Below are 18,307 nucleotides of genomic sequence, written 5' to 3'. Positions count from 1 at the left end.
TCTCCTTGGGCTTTGTTACATATCCGTTACATTGGGCGCCGGCCGCGGGCCTGTCAAAGCCGCAGGATCGGTCCGCCTGTCCTAGCGGGGCGGGGCGACAGGGATGTGACGCCATCTTGGGCAGTTCGCGGCCCGCCCCCCCGTGACAGCGGCATTGACCCGCACCGCGCCGCGCGGCATGTGAAGGCATGCTGGTCTTCAAGATCCTTCGCCGCCCCGAATGGAACGGCTTCCGCGATGCCGGCCGGACCGAGGGCGCGCCCGTCGATCTGGCCGACGGATACATCCACCTGTCCACTGCCGCGCAGGTCGCCGAAACCGCCGCGCGGCATTTCGCCGAGGAAAGCGATCTGGTGCTGGTCGCGCTCGACAGCACCCGGCTGGGCGAGGCGCTGCGATGGGAGCCGTCGCGCGGCGGACAGCTGTTCCCGCATCTCTACCGTCCGCTGCGGCTGGAGGACGTGGTCTGGGACAAGTCCCTGCCTCTCGGCGCGACGGGCCACATCTTCCCCGAGGGCGTGCTGTGACCCCCGTCGAATGGCTGGGCCTTGCCGCCCTGCACCGGCTCGACCCCGAAACCGCGCATGGCCTGTCGCTGAAGGCACTGCGGGCGGGGCTGGTGCCCCTGGCGGGACAGGTGACATCGCCGCGGCTGGAAACCACGGTCGCGGGGCTGGCGCTGGCGAACCCGCTGGGGCTGGCAGCAGGCTATGACAAGAACGCGGTGGCGCTGGCGCCGCTGGCGCGGGTGGGCTTTGGCTTTCTGGAGGTCGGGGCCGCGACGCCGCGCCCGCAGGAGGGCAACCCCCGGCCCCGGCTGTTCCGGCTGACCGAGGACCGGGCCGTCATCAACCGCTTCGGCTTCAACAACGAGGGGGCGGCGGCGATCACCGCGCGGCTGGCCCGGCATCCGCGCGGGCCGGTGCCGGTGGGGCTGAACCTCGGGGCGAACAAGGACTCTGCCGACCGCGCCGCCGATTTCGCGCGCGTGCTGGAACAGGCGGGGCCGCATCTGGACTTCGCCACCGTCAACGTATCCTCCCCCAATACCGAACGGCTGCGCGACCTGCAGGGCAAGGCGGCGCTGACCGCGCTGCTGGCCGGCGTGATCGCGGTGCGGGACACCCTGCCCCGGCGGATCCCGGTCTTCGTCAAGATCGCCCCGGACCTCGACGCCGGGGGGCTGGCCGATGTGGCCGAGGCGGCGCTGGCGGCCGGGCTCGACGGCATCGTCGCCACCAACACCACCCTGTCGCGCGACGGGCTGCACAGCGCCCATCGCGGCGAGGCGGGGGGCCTGTCCGGCGCGCCGCTGTTCGACCTGTCCACCCGCACCCTCGCCCGGCTGTCGCAGATCACCGAAGGGCGGCTGCCGCTGATCGGCGTCGGCGGCATCGCCAGCGGCGAACAGGCCTATGCCAAGATCCGGGCCGGTGCCGCGGCGGTGCAGCTGTATTCCGCGCTGGTCTATGGCGGGCTGTCGCTGGTGCCGCGCATCCTGCAGGACCTCGAGGCGCTGCTGGCACGCGACGGCTTTGCCAGCGTGGCCGAAGCGGTGGGCACCGACCGCGACCGCTGGTGTCAGGCCACGGCGCGTTCCAGCCGGGGATAGAGCGCGGCCAGCGTCGCCCCGCGCGCGAGGTTCAGCACCGTCAGCGCCGCCCACAGCCCATGCGCGCCGAAGGGCAGCAGCAGCGCCAGCGCGCCGGCATAGATCGCCACCGACAGGACCATCGCATTGCGCATCTCGCGGGTGCGGGTCGCGCCGATGAAGATCCCGTCCAGCATCCAGCTGGCGATGCCCACCAGCGGCGCCGCCGCGATCCAGGGCAGGTAGTGCCGCGCCGCCGCCCGGACCTCGGGGTCGGTGGCCATCGTGTCGATCAGCAGGGGACCGAGCGTCGCGAAGCCGATGGACAACAGCGCGGCTCCGCCCACCCCCCACTGCGAGGCGAGGATCGAGGCGCGGCGCACCCTGCCCCGGTCCCGCGCGCCCACCGCCTGCCCCACCAGCGCCTCGGCCGCGAAGGCGAAGCCGTCCAGCGCATAGGCGGTGATTTCCAGGAACTGGATCAGCACCTGCTGCGCGGCCAGCGTGACGTCGCCCAGCCCCGCACCAAGGAAGATGAAGACGGTGAAGCAGCCCTGCAGCAGCACCGACCGCACCATGATGTCGCCGTTGACCGACAGCATCCGCCGCAGCCGGGCCGGGTCGAACAGCCGCGCCCGGTCACACCAGCCCGCATTGGCAAAGGCCGACCGGCACAGCCACAGCCCGAAGGCGAGGCCCGACCATTCGGCGATCAGCGTGGCGATGGCGACACCCTCGACCCCCCAGCCGAGACCGAGGACGAACCACAGGTCCAGCCCCACGTTCAGCCCGTTCATCAGCAATTGCAGCGCCAGCACCGCACGGGTCCGTTCCTGCGCGATCAGCCAGCCGGTGACGGCATAGAGCGCGATGGTCGCGGGCGCCCCCCAGATGCGGAGCGACAGGTAGGCCCGCGCCAGCGCCTCGACCTCGGGCGAGGCGGGGGCCACGGCAAAGGCCGCGCGGAACAGCGGCAGCTGCAGCGACACGAGGGCCAGCCCGGCCGCCCCGGCGATCAGCAGCGCGCGGGACAGATGCGCCGACACCTCGGGCGCATCCCCCGCCCCCGCCGCCTGCGCGACCAGACCCGAGGTTCCCATCCGCAGGAAGCCGAACACCCAGTAGAGCGTGGCGAGGATCACCGCCCCGATCCCGACCGCCCCGATCGGCGCCGCCGCGCCCAGCTGGCCGACGACGCCGGTATCGACCGCCCCCAGCAGCGGCACGGTGGCATTCGACAGCACGATCGGCACCGCGATCTTCAGCACCCGGCGGTGGCCGACCGCCTGCGCGGCGGGGATGTCAGCCATCGCGGGCGGGCATCAGGAAATGTCCGGTCGCCTGCGCGAACAGCCGGGCCCGGTTGTCCTGCCACGCCTCGACATGGACGCTGGCATAGCGCCGCCCCGACCGGTTGACCCGCGCCCGCGCATAGGCGTCGCGCGGCAGGCCGGACCGCAGGTAATCCACCGTGAAGTCGATGGTCTTGGGCAGTTTCGGCAGGTGCAGCGGATCGAGCGTCGTCGCGTCGATCCGGCCCGCCTCCATCTCTTCCCACATCAGCGACCACGACAGTTCGATGATCGCTGTGGTTTCCAGAAAGGCGGCCGTCACCCCGCCGTGGATCGCCGGCAGCGCCGGGTTGCCGATCAGCTTTTCGTCATGGGGCAGCACCGCCGTCAGCTCGTCGCCGCGCCGCTCGAAGACGATGCCGAGGAACTGGATATAGGGCACGCCCGCGACCAGCGCCCGGAGCGCGGAATCGCGGCGCTGCTTGACCACCTGCACCGGTTCGGGCGGCGGGCGCGACGGGCTCATGCGCGGCCCCGTTCGACGGTGAAGGCGCCGGTGGCGGTGGCGACGGGCAGGTCGCCGTCATCGTCATGGGCGGTCGCGCGGACGAAGGCTACGCTGCGGGTCATGTGATGGCAGACGGCGCGGGCGACGATCCGCTGCCCCGGCGTGGCGGCCCGCATGTAGTCGATGCGCAGGTCGATGGTCGCGGTGGCCAGCGCGCCGTCGGCATGGCTCATCACCGCGGCGCCGCAGCAGGTGTCCATCAGCGCGGACACGGCCCCGCCATGGATCACCCCGGTGCGCGGGTCGCCGACCAGCCGCAGGTCATAGGGCATCGAGATCGTGGCCTCGCCCGCGCCCAGACTGTCCAGCCGCATCTCCAGCGCGCGGGCGTGGGGGATGGCCCCGATGAACTGCCGCGCCACCTGCATCTTCCGCTCGTCGTCCATCCGCGCGCTCCTTTCCCTCTGGTTACGGTCCTGCCCCGGCTGCGGCAAGCGGCAATCCACGGACCGACCCACGCGGCGGTTGAGCAATTCCGGACGGGGCGCTAGCTTCCGCCGCGGAGGTGACCGATGGCCGAGCGACTGACGTTCAAGGAAATGTGCGCGCGGTTCGACGTGACGCCGCGCACCCTGCGCTATTACGAATACATCGAGTTGCTGTCGCCCGAGAAGGAGGGCCGCGCCCGGTTCTACGGGCCGCGGGAAATCGCGCGGATGACGCTGATCCTGCGCGGACGCCGCTTCGGTTTCAGCCTCGAGGATCTGCGGCAATGGCTGCTGCTTTACGATCAGAAGGGCACGCGCGAGCAGTATCGGGTCTGGATCGACCTCGCCAACCGGCAGCTGGCCGAACTCGACCGGCAGCGCGCCGAACTCGACGCGGCGATCGGCGACCTGCGCGACCTGCGGGACGAAACGCAGCGCATCCTCGACCGCGAGCCGGACTGACCGCCGGTGCGGCCGGGCAGCGCGCGCAGTTGAAAATTACGTTCCGTAGGGCCGTTTTTGCGGGACATTACGTCATTTCGGCGATGACGCCACGTTACGTTTACGCTCACGTCAAGGTCGCTTGTAAGAAAGTCCGAACCGACCCATCTGGCCCGCCCATGACGCTACGACAGGCATGGAGGGTCACGCCCTTGAGTGACGAGATCATGACGATCCGCGAGATGTGCGACACCTTCGACGTGACGCCGCGCACCTTGCGGTTCTACGAGGCAAAGGAGCTGCTGTTCCCGATCCGCGAGGGGCAGAAGCGGCTGTTCACCCGGCGCGACCGGGCGCGGCTGACGCTGATCCTGCGCGGCAAGAAGTTCGGCTTCAGCTTGGAGGATATCCGGCAGTTGCTGGACCTCTACGCGCCGGGCGAGGGCGCACACCAGCAGTTGCGCCGCACCATCGACGTGGCGCGGCGGCGGCTGGATGCGATGGAGGACGAGCATCGCGCCCTGGCCGAGAGGATCGCCGAATTGCGCGGCCAGATCAGCTGGGGCGAAGAGGAACTGGCGCGGCTGGCCGCGCCCTCTGCCGCCTGAGCGGCGGAAGACATCTGTTCCGGGCCGTCGCCGGCGGCCCGGACTGCCGGCCCCGCCACGGCGGCGGCGCCGGTCACGACATTGGGAGGATGACGAATGCCGAGCTATACCGCCCCGATCCGCGACATGCAGTTCGTGCTGCATGACCTGCTGCGCGCCGCCGACAGCAGCGTGCCCGGCTACGAGGACATGGACCGCGACTTCACCCAGCAGGTGCTGGAGGCGGCGGGCAAGGTGTCGTCCGAGGTTCTGGCGCCGCTGAACGCGGTGGGCGACCGCGAGGGCTGCCGGCTGGAAAACGGCGTCGTGCGCACCCCCGAAGGCTTCAAGGCCGCGTTCGAGGCGATGAAGGAGGGCGGCTGGACCGCGCTCGACTGCGACCCGGACTATGGCGGTCAGGGGATGCCCTATCTGATGAACTGCGCCGTGGGCGAGATGTTCGTCAGCGCCAACATGGCCTTCAACATGTATCAGGGCCTGACCCACGGCGCCTATTCCGCCATCCATGTCCACGGCACCGAGGAACAGAAGCAGACCTGGCTGCCGAAGCTGGTCAGCTGCGACTGGACCGGGACGATGAACCTGACCGAGCCGCATTGCGGCACCGATCTGGGGCTGCTGCGCACCCGGGCCGAGCCGCAGGACGACGGCAGCTATCTGATCACCGGGCAGAAGATCTTCATCTCGGCCGGCGATCACGACCTGGCCGAGAATGTCGTGCATCTGGTGCTGGCCAAGGCCCCGGGCGGCGGCGAGGGCACCAAGGGCATCTCGCTGTTCATCGTGCCGAAGATCCTGGTGAACGCCGATGGCAGCCTCGGCGCCCGCAACGCCGTCTCGGTCGGCAAGATCGAAGAGAAGATGGGCATCCACGGCAATGCCACCTGCGTGATGAACTATGACGGGGCCGTGGGCTGGCTGCTCGGCGACCTGCACAAGGGCATGCGCGCCATGTTCACCATGATGAACGAGGCGCGGCTCGGCGTGGGCCTGCAGGGCTATGCCGTGGCCGAGGCCGCCTATCAGAACGCCGTCGCCTATGCCAAGGACCGGCTGCAGGGCAGGGCGGTGACGGGCGCGGTCAACACGAACGGGCCGGCCGATCCGCTGATCGTGCATCCCGACATCCGCCGCAACCTGATGGACCAGAAATCCTTCCTCGAAGGGGCGCGGGCCTTCACCTTCTGGGGCGCGCATCTGATCGACCGCAGCCATCGCGCGCAGGATGCAGAGGCCGAAGGCCTGATCTCGCTGCTGACCCCGGTGATCAAGGGCTTCCTCACCGACAAGGGCTTCGAGGTGGCGGTGAATGCCCAGCAGGTCTATGGCGGGCATGGCTACATCGAGGAATGGGGCATGTCGCAATTCGCCCGCGACGCCCGGATCGCGATGATCTACGAAGGCGCGAACGGCATCCAGGCGCTGGACCTCGTGGGCCGCAAGCTGGCGGCCGACGGCGGCAAGCATGTCATGGCCTTCTTCGAGATGGTGAAGACCTTCATCAAGGAGAACGAGGCCGATGCAGAGCTGAAGACCGGCTTCCTCGACCCGCTGAAGGCCGCGTCCAAGGACCTGCAGGCGGCGGCGATGTTCTTCATGCAGAACGGGATGAAGAACCCCAATGCGGCGCTGTCCGGCTCCTACGACTTCATGCATCTCTTCGGCCATGTCTGCCTTGGCCTGATGTGGGCGCGGATGGCCAAGGTCGCGCGGGATGCGCTGGAGGCGGGCGACGGCGACCGCGACTTCCTCGAAACGAAGCTCGCCACCGGCCGTTACTACATGGCGCGGCAGCTGCCGATGACCGCGACCCATCTGGCCCGGATCACCACGGGGGCCGAGCCGGTCATGGCGCTGCCGGCCGAGGCGTTCTAGTCTCGACCCGCAGCAGCGCGGCCTGCCGGGCCGCCGGAACGGAGGAGGGAGCGATGGCCGAAGCAGCGGAGGACGACTGGATCGAGACGCCGGCGGCGGAAGGATCCTGCCAGTGCGGGGCGGTGCGCTATCGCATCGCGGCGGGGCCGACCCGCGCCTCGGTCTGCCATTGCCGGATGTGCCAGCGGCAGGTGGGTGGCCCCTATGCGGCCTTCCTGAAACTGCCGGCGGACCGGGTGACGTGGCTGGCCGAACCCGCGTGGTTCGCCTCGTCCGACATCGCAGAACGCGGCTTCTGCCCCGCCTGCGGCACGCCCCTGGCCTTCCGCTCGTTTGGAGAGGACCAGATCGAAGTGACCGAGGGCAGCCTTCCCGCGGGCTTCCCCTTCCGGCCGGTGCGGCAGTTCGGCATGGAAAGCCGGCTCGGCTGGATCGACCACCTCGCCGGCCTGCCGGGCGAGGCGACGACGGAACAGGCGCACAGCCATCAGGCGGCGGAGGGCCGCTGATGCCCAAGCGCCTGCGCCTGACCCGCCGCTTTCCGGTCGCGCTGACCGAGGATGCCTATCGCGCCCTGCGCCGCTTCGCCGACGAGGCGCAGGTGACCCAGGACGAGGCGCTGGTCTTCCTGTTCGAGAATTTCGGTTCGGTCACCCATGAGTCGAACCTGACACACCGGCTGCGGCTGTTCCGGGCCGAACTGGACGCGCGCAAGACCTGACCAAGGCACCCGGGGAGGGATGACATGACCGCGAAACTCTATTGCTTCGGCGAAAGCGGCAATGCCTACAAGGCGGCGCTGACGATGACGCTGGCCGGCTATGACTGGCAGCCGGAATATGTGGACTTCTTCCACGGCGAGGCCCGCAGCCCCGCCTTCCGCGCGATCAACGAGATGGGCGAGGCGCCGGTCTTCGTCGAGGACGGGCTGACCCTGACCCAGTCCTGCGTGATCCAGCTGCATGTGGCCGAACGCACCGGCAAGTTCCTCGACGGCGACCGCAACGAGATCCTGCGCTGGATGTTCTGGGATGCGCAGAAGGGCTCGGGCCAGCAGGGCGGGCTGCGTTTCATGATGAACTTCGTGCCGCCGGACAAGCGGCCCGCCGAGGCGATCCAGTGGCTGACGGGCCGGGTGCAGACCGCGCTGGCGGTGCTGGAGGGCCATCTGGCGGGCCGCGACTGGATGGTGGGCGACGGGCCGACGCTCGCCGACTTCGCCTGCTGCGGCTATCTGTTCTATCCCGAACCCTTCACCTTCGACCGCAAGGCGATGCCGGCGGTCGACCTGTGGCTGGACCGCATCGCGGCCCTGCCCGGCTGGAAACACCCCTACGACCTGATGCCCGGCAACCCGTCCGACAGGGCATGAGCCGCGGCCCCGCGAGACCAAGGAGAACCCGATGACCGAAGCCTATATCTACGACGCCTGCCGCACGCCGCGCGGCAAGGGCCGGCCCGATGGCGCGCTGCACGAGGTGACCTCGCTGGCGCTGTCCGCACGGCTGCTGAACGCGGTGAAGGATCGCAACGGGCTCGACGGTCACGCAGTCGAGGACGTGATCTGGGGCAATGTCACGCAGGTGGCCGAACAGGGCGGCTGCCTGGCCCGGTCCGCCGTGCTGATGTCGGATCTCGACCAGTCGATCCCGGGCCTGTCGATCAACCGCTTCTGCGCCTCGGGGCTGGAGGCGGTGAACCTTGCCGCCAACCAGGTGAAGGCCGGCGCGGGCCGGGCCTATATCGCCGGCGGGGTCGAGATGATGGGCCGCGTGGCGATGGGGTCGGACGGGGCAGCCATCGCCGTCGATCCGGCGCTGGCGATGAAGAGCTATTTCGTGCCGCAGGGCATATCCGCCGACATCATCGCAACCGAATACGGCTTCGGCCGGGACGATGTGGACGCGCTGGCGGTGGAATCGCAACGCCGCGCGGCCGAGGCCTGGGCCGACAACCGCTTCGCCCGCTCGATCGTCCCGGTGACCGACCAGAACGGCCTGCCGATCCTCGCCCGCGACGAATACATGCGCCCGAGCACCGACATGCAGTCGCTGGGGGCGCTGAAACCCTCGTTCAAGGACATGGGCGAGGTGATGCCCGGCTTCGACAAGATCGCGCTGATGAAATATCCGCATCTGGAACGGGTCGAGCATGTCCATCACGCCGGCAATTCCAGCGGCATCGTGGACGGTGCGGCAGCCGTGCTGATCGGCAGCAGGGAATTCGGCGAGGCGCAGGGCCTGAAACCCCGCGCCCGCATCCGCGCCACCGCCAAGATCGGCACGGATCCCACGATCATGCTGACCGGCCCGGTGCCGGTGACCGAGAAGATCCTGAAGGACAGCGGCATGTCGATTTCCGATATCGACCTGTTCGAGGTGAACGAGGCCTTCGCGGCGGTCGTCCTGCGCTTCATGCAGGCCTTCGACGTGTCCGCCGACAAGGTCAACGTGAACGGCGGCGCGATCGCGATGGGCCACCCGCTGGGCGCGACCGGAGCGATCATCCTCGGCACCCTGCTGGACGAGATGGAACGGCGCGACCTGTCCACCGGGCTCGCCACGCTCTGCATCGCCAGCGGCATGGGCGCGGCCACGATCATCGAAAGGGTCTGACATGGCGATCTTCCATGTCGCCGACGTGCCCGAGACCCATGGCGTGTCGAGCTATCCCGATCCCTATAACCAGGGGGCCGGCAACCTGTCGTGGCGGCACCTGACCGATGCCGGCGGGCTGACGCAGTTCGGGCTCGCGCTGGAAAGCCTGCATCCGGGCGGCCAGTCGTCGCAGATGCACTGGGAATCCGACGAGGACGAATTCCTGTTCATGATCTCGGGCAGCCTGACCGTGATCGAGGATGGCGAGGGCACGGTGATCGGCCCCGGCGACTTCTGCTGCTGGAAGGCGGGGGTCGAGGTCGGCCACATGCTGAAGAACCATACCGGCGAACCGGCGACCTACCTGATCCTCGGCAGCCGGCAGCCGCGCAACATCACGACATATCCGGGCCTCGATCTGCTGGGCACGCCTGACGGCTACACGCATCTCGACGGCACCCCCTATCCGAGGAAGGGAGAGGACGAATGACCGATTTCACCTATGCCGTCGATGCGGACGGCGTTGCCACCATCACCTGGGACGTCGCCGCGAAGTCGATGAACGTCATGTCGATGACGGGCTTCGCCGAACTCGACGGCCATATCGACGCGGCACTCGCCGATCCGGCGGTGAAGGGCGTGATCGTCACCTCGGGCAAGAAGGACTTCGCCGGGGGGATGGACCTGAACGTCATCGCGCAGATGCGCGAGGGCGGGGCACAGGCGATCTTCGACGGCGTGATGCAGATGCATGGCGTGCTGCGCAAGATCGAACGCGCGGGCATGGATGCCAAGACGCTGAAGGGGGGCAAGCCTATCGTCGCGGCGCTGCCGGGCACCGCGCTCGGCATCGGGCTGGAACTGCCGCTGGCCTGCCACCGGATCATCGCCGCCGACAATCCGAAGGCCAAGATCGGCCTGCCGGAAATCATGGTCGGCATCTTCCCCGGCGGCGGCGGCACCACCCGCGTCAGCCGCAAGCTGGGCGCGATGGCGGCGGCGCCCTTCCTGCTGGAAGGCAAGCTGAGCGATCCGAAATCGGCGCAGAAGGCGGGGCTGATCGACGAGGTCGTCGCCCCCGACGAACTGCTGGCCCGGGCGAAGGAATGGGTGCTGTCGGCGAAGGATGCCGACCTGGTGAAGCCCTGGGACGCGAAGGGCTGGAAGATGCCCGGCGGCGCGCCCTATCACCCGGCCGGGTTCATGACCTTCGTCGGCGCCTCGGCGATGGTGAACGGCAAGACCCAAGGCGTCTATCCGGCGGCGAAGGCGCTGTTGTCGGCGGTCTATGAAGGCGCGCTGGTGCCCTTCGACACCGCGCTGAAGATCGAGGCGCGCTGGTTCACCCATGTGCTGCTGAACCCCTCTTCCAACGCGATGATCCGGTCGCTGTTCATCAACAAGGAGGCGCTGGAGAAGGGCGCCAACCGCCCCGCCGTCCCCGACCAGACGGTGAGGAAGCTGGGCGTGCTCGGCGCCGGGATGATGGGCGCGGGCATCGCCTATGTCGCGGCGCTGGCCGGAATCGAGGTGGTGCTGATCGACGCCGCGCAGGAAGCCGCCGACCGGGGCCGCGCGCATTCGGAAAGCCTGCTCGACAAGGGGATGAAGCGCGGCAAGGTCACGGCCGAGAAGAAGGCCGAGGTTCTGGGCCGGATCGCCGCCACCACCGACTATGCCGCGCTGTCGGGCTGCGACCTGATCGTCGAGGCGGTGTTCGAGGATCCGGGCGTGAAGGCCGGCGTGACCCAGAAGGCCGAGGCGGTGATCCCCGCCGACGCCGTCTTCGCCACCAATACCTCCACCCTGCCGATCAGCGACCTGGCCCGCGCCAGCGCCCGGCCGGGACAGTTCATCGGCATCCATTTCTTCAGCCCCGTGGACAAGATGAACCTTGTCGAGATCATCCGGGGCAAGGAAACCGGCGATGTCGCGGTGGCCAAAGCGCTCGACTTCGTGCGCCAGATCCGCAAGACGCCGATCGTCGTCAACGACGCGCGCTTCTTCTACGCCAACCGCTGCATCATCCCCTATATCAACGAAGGCATCCGCATGGTGGCCGAGGGCGTGGAACCGGCGCTGGTCGAGAACGCGGCCAAGCTGGTGGGCATGCCGCTGGGGCCGCTGCAACTGGTGGACGAAACCTCGATCGACCTCGGGGTGAAGATCGCCAAGGCCACCAAGGCCGCGATGGGAGCCGACTATCCCGACGAGGCGGTGGACGCGGTGCTGTTCGCCATGGCGGACAAGGGCCGTCTGGGCCGCAAGTCCAATGCCGGCTTCTATGCCTATGACGACAAGGGCGGACGGCTGGGCCTGTGGGAAGGCCTGCCGCAGGACTACCCGACCCGCAGCGACCAGCCGGAACTGACCGAAGTGCAGCACCGGCTGCTGTTCGCGCAGGTGCTGGAGGCGGTGCGCGCGCTGGAGGCGGGGGTGCTGACCGACATCCGCGAAGGCGATGTCGGCGCGATTCTCGGCTGGGGCTTTGCCCCATGGTCGGGCGGGCCGTTCTCGTGGCTCGACATCCTCGGCGCCGCGCGCGCGGTCGAGATCTGCGACGATCTGACCGCCCGCCACGGCAAGCGGTTCGAGCCGCCGGCCCTGCTGCGCGAGATGGCGGCGCAGGGGCAGAGCTTCTACGGCCGCTTCGCCCCGGACAAGGCCAGGGCAGCCTGACGACAGGGCAGGAGGGGGCGCTGCCCCCTCTCGCGCCATCCGGCGCAATTCGCCCCCGGGATATTGGGCCGACAGGAAGCCGCGGCCGGCTCAGCCGGGCAGCGCCACCGCGTGATTGTCCCAGGCCCGGGCCCGGGCGCCGAGCGCGGTCAGCTGTCCGTCCTCCAGCCGCAGCAGGCCGCCGACCCCGTCCGTCAGCGCGAAGCCCGCGCCCAGGGGCGCCAGCCCGCAGACATCGGCGCGTTCCACCGTCTGCACCAGCGCGCCCTGCCGGTCGAAGACCTGCACCCGGCCGCCGCGCGGGCAGGACACGGCGATCAGGCTGCCGTCCCGGCTGATGGCGACGCTGCCGACATAGCCCTTCATCAGCCGGTGCTGCACCTCGCCCGCCTCGGCGAAGACCGGGGCCGCGCCGCGGCGGTGCAGGCCCAACAGCGGCGGCGCGGTTTCGGGCACATCCTCCCATTGCATGGCGAAGGCCACGGTCCCGTCCGGTCCGATGGCGAGATGGCGGATGGAATTGCGGTGCCAGGCGGGCGGCAGGTCCACCCGGTCGAGCAGCCTGCCCGCGAGGTCCAGATAGGCCAGCGAGGGCTGCATGGTGGGCAGGTTCAGCTTCTCGCGCCCTCGGTCGGGATGCGTCTCGATCCCGCCATTGGCGATGGCCAGCGTCACCCCGTCCGGCAGGAACTGCACGTCATGCGGCCCGATGCCGTGACTTTCCAGCTCGCCCACCCGCCGCCAGCCCTCGGCCCGCGACCACAGGCCGATCTTGCCGCGGGTGGTGACGAAATCGTTCTCGGCGGTGTAGAGCAGCGCGCCATCGGGCGAGAAGCTGCCATGACCCATGAAGTGCCGGCCCGCGGGACTGTCGAGCCGGGCCAGCGTTTCCCCCGTGACGCAGTTCAGCACCACGGCGAAGGTGCCGGGACGGCGGGCGAAGGCCACGGCCAGCGGCTCGGTCGGATGTACCGCCCCGGCATGGCCCCGCGCCGGCAGGCCGATGCGGAACCGGTCGGTCCCGTCCGCGCCCACGCCGTAAAGCGCGAAGCGCCCGTCGGCATCCCGGGCGGCGGCGAGGAAGGCGGGGCTGCCCGCATCCGCCCAGCCGAGCCGCGGCAGGGTCGAGGCGGCGAGAAGCGTGGCGAGGAAGCCGCGGCGGGTGGTCATGTCCTCAATCTCCATCCAGCGCGTTGAACCCGGCCGCGACGCCGAGTTCGGCCGCGAGTTCGGCATTGGCGGTGTCGTGCAGCCGTTCGATGGCCGTCTTCAGCTCTTCGGTCCGCATCCGGCCCGTCGGCGCCTCCACCGCGTCGAAGACCGGGTCGGACAGCCGGGCGGCCACCTGCTGCGCATAGTCGAACTGGTCGAACAGCAGCTCGGTGCCGCCATCGGTCAGCGCCTGCGCCAGCGCCCGGTTCGCGGCCAGCGACAGCTGTACATTGCGCAGGCTGCGGCCGGACAGCCGGCTTTCGGCGCGCAGCGGGCGGGGCCGCTCGATGGTCCCGAGCGGCCGGCCCAGCCGGGTTTCGGCGTCGAAGCCAAGCTGCGTCACCAGCTGGGTGAAGATCGCCTGCCGGGCCTCGTGCCCCGACAGGAAGCGGGTGTTGCCGGGCGCGCCCGCGTCGCGCAGGAGCGGCGCGAAATCCCGGTGCCAGGCCTCGGCCGCGGCGGCGGCGGTGGCGGCCAGATCCCCGGCCGCGGCGCGGGTCAGGGCACAGCCGGGATCGCCGGGGCCGTAGGACGAAAAGGCCGGGTCGAATAGCATCGCCTCCAGCGCATAAAGACCGCGCGCCGCGACCGAGACGCCGTGATAGGCGGCGGGGCCGTCCAGTTCGGGTCCGTCCGCAGCCAGAAGCTGCCGCAGCGTCCGGTCGGTCGCCCCCTTGGGATCGGGCCAGAAGGCGATGGCGAGCCCGCGGCCGTCCTCTTCCAGCGGGCCGAAGCGGAAGGCCTGCACCGGCAGCCAGGCGTCGAAGGCGTCGTTCCAGGCGGCACGCAGGGCCGGGCTGTCGGCACGGCAATCGGCCTCGGCCGCGGCGGACAGCGTCCCGGCGGCCTCGGCGAAGGCGTCGAAGCGCGGCAGGATCACCGTGTCGACCACCCGGTCGACCACCGGATCGGCACGCGCGGGCACGGGGGCGGCCAGGGCCAGCAGCAGCAGGAACGGGGCGAGATGTTTCATAGGCTCTCCAGAAACCGGATCAGGGCGGCGCGGTCGGCGGGCGGCAGGGCCGCCACCCGGTCGCGGGCCGCCTGCGCCTCGCCCCCATGCCACAGCACCGCCTCCAGCACGCCGCGGGCGCGGCCGTCATGCAGCAGCAGCCTGTGCCCCGAGACCGCCTGCGTCAAGCCGAGGCCCCACAGCGGCGGCGTCCGCCATTCCTGCCCGCCGGCCCCGGCCTCGGGCCGGTCGTCGGCCAGCCCCGGCCCCATGTCGTGCAGCAAAAGGTCGGAATAGGGCCAGATCAGCTGAAAGCTGCGCGACAGGCTGGCGGGCGCCGCGGCGGGCAGGCGGTCGGTCACGAATTTCGGCCGGTGGCAGGCGGGACAGCCCGTCTCGTGAAACAGCGCCTTGCCGCGCAGCACCTGCGGGTCAGCGATGTCGCGCCGTTCCGGCACGGCGCGCGAGGCGAGGTGCAGCGCGACCAGCGCCAGCGCCCGCCCGTCGATCTCGACCCCGTCGCGCAGCCCCGGGTCATGACCGTCGGGGCGGGCGCGGCATCCGGCCTGCGCCGGGGTGCAGTCGCCCCAGCCCGCGGGACGGGACGGGCTGGAAATCCCGATGTCGAGCGCGAAGGCCGAGGCCACCTGATCGGCCAACGTCGCGTGCCCGGCCTTCCAGCCGAAGCGGCCGAGCCGCACGCGGCCGTCCGGCCCGGGCAGCCGGTTCGCGCGGCCCGAGATGCCGTCGCCGTCGCGGTCCTGCGGGTCTTCCAGCGCCAGGATGTCGGCGTCGGGAATGGCCGCCAGCAGGCCGAGCCCGGTCATCGGCTGCGCCACCCGGGCGCTGATCCGCGTGCCGGGCGGCAGGGCGGGGTCGACGGCGATGACCGGGCGCCGCAGATGGGCGACCTCGCCCCCCGCCAGCGGCACGGTCCGGTCCTGCCAGCCGACCGTCAGCCGGCCCTCGGGCGCCAGCCCGGGCAGCGCCAGATCCTGCAGCTGTTCCCCCAGCAGCGGATGCGGCGACGCGTCCGCCGCGGACAGGCGCAGGATCATCCCCTGCCCCGTGCGCCCGGGCTCTGCCGGCCGGCCGCGCCCGTTTCCGGGATGGCAGCCGAGGCAGGAGCGCGCGTTGTAAAGCGGCCCCAGCCCGTCGGAGGCGCGGGTGGTCGAGGGCGCGGCGACCCACAGCTTGGCAAAGAGCGCCGCGCCCAGTTCGGCATCCAGCGGGTCGGCCAGCCCCGGCACGGGGGCGGCGAACGCGCCCGGCCCGCGCGCCCGTTCGCCCCGCAGCGTCGCCCGCCCGCCCGGCAGCGCCTCGAACGGTTCGGGGGCCGCGAAACTGGCGGGCGGGGCGGTGACGGCGGCGATGCGCGCCTGTTCCTCGGGGCTGCGCGGGGCGGCCAGCGCCGCGCCCGCGACGAGCAGCATGGACAGGGGCAGGATCGGGCGTCTCATGATCCGAGCTAGCGCCCGATGCCCGAGGCTTTCAATCGGAAAACTGCCTGCGACAGGGGACGGGCCGCTTTGCCGCAGGCGGGCGGGCCGCGTTATTCCGCCTCGTTCGCCGGTTTGGCGTTCAGCAGGCCATAGCGTTCCTCGCCGATCTTCTCGAACAGGCCGATCTGGGTTTCCAGAAAGTCGATATGGCCTTCCTCGTCGGTGATCAGTTCCTCGAACAGGATCTTCGAGACATAGTCGCCCACGCTTTCGCAATGGTCGCGCGCCTCGATATAGAGGGTGCGGGCGTCATGCTCGGCGGCAAGGTCGGCCTCCAGCGTCTCGCGCAGGGTCTGGCCGATGCGCAGCGGGTCGAGCTTTTGCAGGTTCGGATGGCCTTCGAGGAAGATGATCCGCTGGATCAGCTTGTCGGCGTGGTGCATCTCCTCGATGCTTTCCGCGCGGCTCTTGTCGGCGATCCGGCCGAAGCCCCAGTCCTCCTGCAGCCGGTAATGCAGCCAGTACTGGCTGACCGCGGTCAGCTCAGACCGCAGGGCCGCGTTGAGATAGTCGATGACCTTCGGGTCGCCCTTCATTCGAGGTGTCCTTTCCTGCCGCGCGGCGCAGGCCGCGCAAGTTTGGTGGCACCTCAAGATTGTCCGACTTGCGCATGGTGGCAAGGAAAAGCGGCATGCAGCCGCCGCAATCCGACCGCTTGCCGAGCGCCCGGTAGATCTTGCCGGGCGTGATGATGGTCTCGGGGTCGGCGGCGCGCATCCAGTCGATGGCGGCGCCGATGTCGCGGTCGGTGATGGACTGGCAGTGACAGACGATCATGCTGGTCTTTCGGCGGCAAGCGGCGGCGCCGGCAGGGCGCCGCCGTGACAGGGTCACTGGAAGACGGCGGTGGGGTTGTCGAGGCTGTCGGAGCCTTCGAAGGCGATGTCGGACACGCCGAGCGCGGTCACCGCGCGTTCGATGCTGCTGGTCTGGTCCACCAGCCCGTCGACGGCGGCGGTGATCAGCGCCTCGCCCTCGGCATTGCCGGGGGCCAGCATCATGTCATAGGCCATGCCGCCCTCGGCCGCGTCCACCAGCGCCTGCAGCGCCGCCACGGTATGATCGAGCTTGGCCTTCAGTTCGGCATCGACCGCCGGGTCGGCCTCGGCCACCAGTTCCGACACCGAGGGGCCGGAGACGGTGCTGCCGTCGGTGCGGGTATAGCTGCCCAGATAGACGTTCCGGATCCCGAGCCCGTCATAGTAGTGGCTGTTATGGGTATTGTCCGAAAAGCAGTCATGCTCTTCCTCGGGGTCGTTCAGCATCAGGCCCAGCTTCATCCGCTCGCCCGCCTGTTCGCCATAGGACAGGCTGCCCATGCCGGTCAGGATCGCCGACAGGCCCGCATCCTCGTCGGTCAACAGTGCCTCGCGCGCGGCGCCGCCCTCGGCCCATTGCGCGGCCATGTATTCGAGGTCCGACACCAGCAGATCGGTTGCCGCGGTCAGATAGTCCGCGCGGCGGTCGCAATTGCCGCCGGTGCAGCCCTCGCCCTGCATGTAGTCGGTATAGGGGCGTTCCCCCGCCCCGGCCTCGGTGCCGTGCAGATCCTGCCCCCACAGCAGGAACTCGATCGCGTGATAGCCCGAGGCGACGTTGGCCTCGGTCTCGTCGGCCTCGTGCAGCGTGTCGGCGATCAGCTCTGGCGTGATCTCGGTGGCGTCCACCGTCTCGCCGGCCAGGTCGAAGCCGGGATTGGCGATGACGTTCAGCACGCGGTATTCGTTTTCATCGCTGGCCTCGCCATAGCCCGAATCGACATAGTCGATCAGGCCCTCGTCCAGCGGCCAGGCATTCACCTTGCCTTCCCAGTCATCGACGATGGCGTTGCCGAAGCGGAAGACCTCGGTCTGCTGATAGGGCACCCGCGCGGCCAGCCAGGCCTCTTTCGCGGCGTCGAGCGTCGCTTCGGACGGTGCCTCCACCAGCGCGGCGACGGCGTCGCGCAGCGCCTGCGCGGTGGTCAGGCTGTCGGAATAGCCGGCCTCGGCGATATCCGCGTAGGTATCCAGCACCTCGGCCTTTTCGGCGGCGAGTGCGGGCAGCCCGGTCAGGGCGGTGCTGGCAAGAGCGATGGCGAAAAGCCGGGGCGTCATTCTGTCCTCCCTCAGGACCTGCGACCGGCGGGAACATCCCGCCGGGAAAACTCGTCTCTGCCGCTCACTTCGTCAGGATCAGCTTGCCCGCACGGGTGATGCGCAGCGTGTAGATCTGCCCGTTCAGCACGATCCGCGCCTGAACGCCGCCCTCGGTCAGCCGGGTGGCATCATGGACAGGCACGGCGTCCTGCAGCGAGAAGGTGGTGGAAAGCGTTGCGTTCATGACGTCCTCTCGATCCGGTCGAACACCTGGTCCAGGGCGGATCCGCGTGGAACGAGACCGGCGATCAGCGACAGCATGATCCCTCCCGCCGGGTCAGGCAGGAACGTCCGGTCCGTATCGGCGCCCCGGGGGCGGTCTTCGACTGCGCGTTTCATGCTGTTCCCTCGGATAGGATGCGCGGCTACCCGACCGGTTGGCTATGCGAGGAAGTTGAGTGAAAAAGTCAGGCTTGTCAAACCC

Annotated in this window: 22 protein-coding genes; 11 read left to right on the top strand and 11 right to left on the bottom strand. The window is 69.8% G+C overall.

Annotated features, from left to right (window positions below):
- The first annotated feature begins 188 nt into the window (after nt 1–188).
- Both EEY80_RS16445 and EEY80_RS16440 read left to right on the top strand, forming a co-directional pair.
- On the top strand, nt 189–527 hold the full coding sequence (locus tag EEY80_RS16445) for a DUF952 domain-containing protein (RefSeq protein ID WP_126978353.1): 339 nt from the start codon (nt 189–191) through the stop codon (nt 525–527).
- The gene (locus EEY80_RS16440) at nt 524–1,612 is read left to right on the top strand and encodes a quinone-dependent dihydroorotate dehydrogenase (protein WP_126978351.1); all 1,089 of its coding nucleotides are present in this window, start codon (nt 524–526) and stop codon (nt 1,610–1,612) included. The genes EEY80_RS16445 and EEY80_RS16440 overlap by 4 nt, the downstream gene beginning before the upstream one ends.
- Here the strand turns inward: EEY80_RS16440 and EEY80_RS16435 are convergent.
- Genes EEY80_RS16435 through EEY80_RS16425 form a run of 3 tightly spaced genes read right to left on the bottom strand, consistent with a single transcriptional unit; the run spans nt 1,582 to nt 3,837 of the window.
- Entirely contained in the window at nt 1,582–2,901 is a 1,320-nt protein-coding gene (locus EEY80_RS16435) for an MATE family efflux transporter (protein ID WP_126978349.1), read from the bottom strand. The genes EEY80_RS16440 and EEY80_RS16435 overlap by 31 nt on opposite strands.
- Nucleotides 2,894–3,409: a PaaI family thioesterase gene (locus EEY80_RS16430; RefSeq protein ID WP_126978347.1), complete on the bottom strand. Its 516-nt coding sequence runs from the start codon at nt 3,407–3,409 to the stop codon at nt 2,894–2,896. Before EEY80_RS16430 ends, EEY80_RS16435 begins: the two co-directional genes overlap by 8 nt.
- Nucleotides 3,406–3,837 carry a PaaI family thioesterase gene (locus tag EEY80_RS16425; protein ID WP_126978345.1) on the bottom strand — a complete coding sequence of 144 codons (432 nt, stop codon included), beginning with the start codon at nt 3,835–3,837 and terminating at the stop codon, nt 3,406–3,408. Before EEY80_RS16425 ends, EEY80_RS16430 begins: the two co-directional genes overlap by 4 nt.
- A 126-nt stretch (nt 3,838–3,963) precedes the next feature.
- On the opposite strand from EEY80_RS16425, the gene EEY80_RS16420 reads away from it, so the two are divergent.
- The 9 genes from EEY80_RS16420 (at nt 3,964) to EEY80_RS16380 (ending at nt 12,079) form a co-directional block, all read left to right on the top strand.
- A complete protein-coding gene (locus EEY80_RS16420) occupies nt 3,964–4,341 on the top strand; it encodes a MerR family transcriptional regulator (protein WP_126978343.1) in 378 nt (125 codons plus the stop codon).
- Between the two features lie 191 nt (nt 4,342–4,532).
- The gene (locus tag EEY80_RS16415; protein WP_126978341.1) at nt 4,533–4,928 is read left to right on the top strand and encodes a MerR family transcriptional regulator; all 396 of its coding nucleotides are present in this window, start codon (nt 4,533–4,535) and stop codon (nt 4,926–4,928) included.
- Nucleotides 4,929–5,024: 96 nt separating this feature from the next.
- Nucleotides 5,025–6,803, top strand: coding sequence for an acyl-CoA dehydrogenase C-terminal domain-containing protein (locus EEY80_RS16410; protein ID WP_126978339.1), 1,779 nt, complete (start codon nt 5,025–5,027; stop codon nt 6,801–6,803).
- 53 nt (nt 6,804–6,856) lie between these two features.
- Complete coding sequence (locus tag EEY80_RS16405) at nt 6,857–7,312, top strand: GFA family protein (protein WP_126978337.1); 456 nt, start codon at nt 6,857–6,859, stop codon at nt 7,310–7,312.
- Nucleotides 7,312–7,524, top strand: a complete 213-nt coding sequence (locus EEY80_RS16400) for a hypothetical protein (RefSeq protein ID WP_126978335.1) — start codon at nt 7,312–7,314, stop codon at nt 7,522–7,524. Before EEY80_RS16405 ends, EEY80_RS16400 begins: the two co-directional genes overlap by 1 nt.
- A 24-nt stretch (nt 7,525–7,548) precedes the next feature.
- The gene (locus EEY80_RS16395; protein ID WP_126978333.1) at nt 7,549–8,175 is read left to right on the top strand and encodes a glutathione S-transferase family protein; all 627 of its coding nucleotides are present in this window, start codon (nt 7,549–7,551) and stop codon (nt 8,173–8,175) included.
- Between the two features lie 31 nt (nt 8,176–8,206).
- Nucleotides 8,207–9,418 carry an acetyl-CoA C-acetyltransferase gene (locus tag EEY80_RS16390; RefSeq protein WP_126978331.1) on the top strand — a complete coding sequence of 404 codons (1,212 nt, stop codon included), beginning with the start codon at nt 8,207–8,209 and terminating at the stop codon, nt 9,416–9,418.
- Between the two features lies 1 nt (nt 9,419).
- Nucleotides 9,420–9,890 carry a cupin domain-containing protein gene (locus tag EEY80_RS16385; protein ID WP_126978329.1) on the top strand — a complete coding sequence of 157 codons (471 nt, stop codon included), beginning with the start codon at nt 9,420–9,422 and terminating at the stop codon, nt 9,888–9,890.
- On the top strand, nt 9,887–12,079 hold the full coding sequence (locus EEY80_RS16380; RefSeq protein WP_126978327.1) for a 3-hydroxyacyl-CoA dehydrogenase NAD-binding domain-containing protein: 2,193 nt from the start codon (nt 9,887–9,889) through the stop codon (nt 12,077–12,079). The genes EEY80_RS16385 and EEY80_RS16380 overlap by 4 nt, the downstream gene beginning before the upstream one ends.
- Before the next feature lie 90 nt (nt 12,080–12,169).
- On the opposite strand, the gene EEY80_RS16375 is transcribed toward EEY80_RS16380, so the two are convergent.
- The 8 genes from EEY80_RS16375 to EEY80_RS20160 all read right to left on the bottom strand — a co-directional run bounded on the left by EEY80_RS16375 (nt 12,170) and on the right by EEY80_RS20160 (nt 18,222).
- Nucleotides 12,170–13,249 carry a DUF1513 domain-containing protein gene (locus EEY80_RS16375; RefSeq protein ID WP_126978325.1) on the bottom strand — a complete coding sequence of 360 codons (1,080 nt, stop codon included), beginning with the start codon at nt 13,247–13,249 and terminating at the stop codon, nt 12,170–12,172.
- A 4-nt stretch (nt 13,250–13,253) separates the two neighbouring features.
- Nucleotides 13,254–14,264 carry an imelysin family protein gene (locus EEY80_RS16370; RefSeq protein WP_126978323.1) on the bottom strand — a complete coding sequence of 337 codons (1,011 nt, stop codon included), beginning with the start codon at nt 14,262–14,264 and terminating at the stop codon, nt 13,254–13,256.
- Nucleotides 14,261–15,703, bottom strand: a complete 1,443-nt coding sequence (locus tag EEY80_RS16365; protein WP_126978320.1) for a di-heme oxidoreductase family protein — start codon at nt 15,701–15,703, stop codon at nt 14,261–14,263. The genes EEY80_RS16370 and EEY80_RS16365 overlap by 4 nt, the downstream gene beginning before the upstream one ends.
- Nucleotides 15,704–15,795: 92 nt before the next feature.
- Complete coding sequence (gene bfr / locus EEY80_RS16360; protein WP_126978318.1) at nt 15,796–16,281, bottom strand: bacterioferritin; 486 nt, start codon at nt 16,279–16,281, stop codon at nt 15,796–15,798.
- The gene (locus EEY80_RS16355; protein ID WP_126978316.1) at nt 16,229–16,522 is read right to left on the bottom strand and encodes a (2Fe-2S)-binding protein; all 294 of its coding nucleotides are present in this window, start codon (nt 16,520–16,522) and stop codon (nt 16,229–16,231) included. The genes bfr and EEY80_RS16355 overlap by 53 nt, the downstream gene beginning before the upstream one ends.
- A gap of 53 nt (nt 16,523–16,575) precedes the next feature.
- A complete protein-coding gene (locus EEY80_RS16350) occupies nt 16,576–17,841 on the bottom strand; it encodes an imelysin family protein (protein ID WP_126978314.1) in 1,266 nt (421 codons plus the stop codon).
- 64 nt (nt 17,842–17,905) lie between these two features.
- Nucleotides 17,906–18,067 (bottom strand): hemin uptake protein HemP, encoded by a 162-nt coding sequence (gene hemP / locus EEY80_RS16345; protein WP_126978312.1) that lies wholly within the window; start codon nt 18,065–18,067, stop codon nt 17,906–17,908.
- Nucleotides 18,064–18,222, bottom strand: a complete 159-nt coding sequence (locus EEY80_RS20160) for a hypothetical protein (RefSeq protein WP_164738284.1) — start codon at nt 18,220–18,222, stop codon at nt 18,064–18,066. Before EEY80_RS20160 ends, hemP begins: the two co-directional genes overlap by 4 nt.
- Nucleotides 18,223–18,307: the final 85 nt, after the last annotated feature.

Origin of the sequence: Frigidibacter oleivorans (genome assembly GCF_003993775.1) — a bacterium.
In the GTDB taxonomy this organism is placed as follows: Bacteria; Pseudomonadota; Alphaproteobacteria; order Rhodobacterales; family Rhodobacteraceae; genus Frigidibacter; species Frigidibacter oleivorans.
Note: the sequence above shows the minus strand (reverse complement) of the source record. Positions and strands in the feature narration are given on the sequence as shown.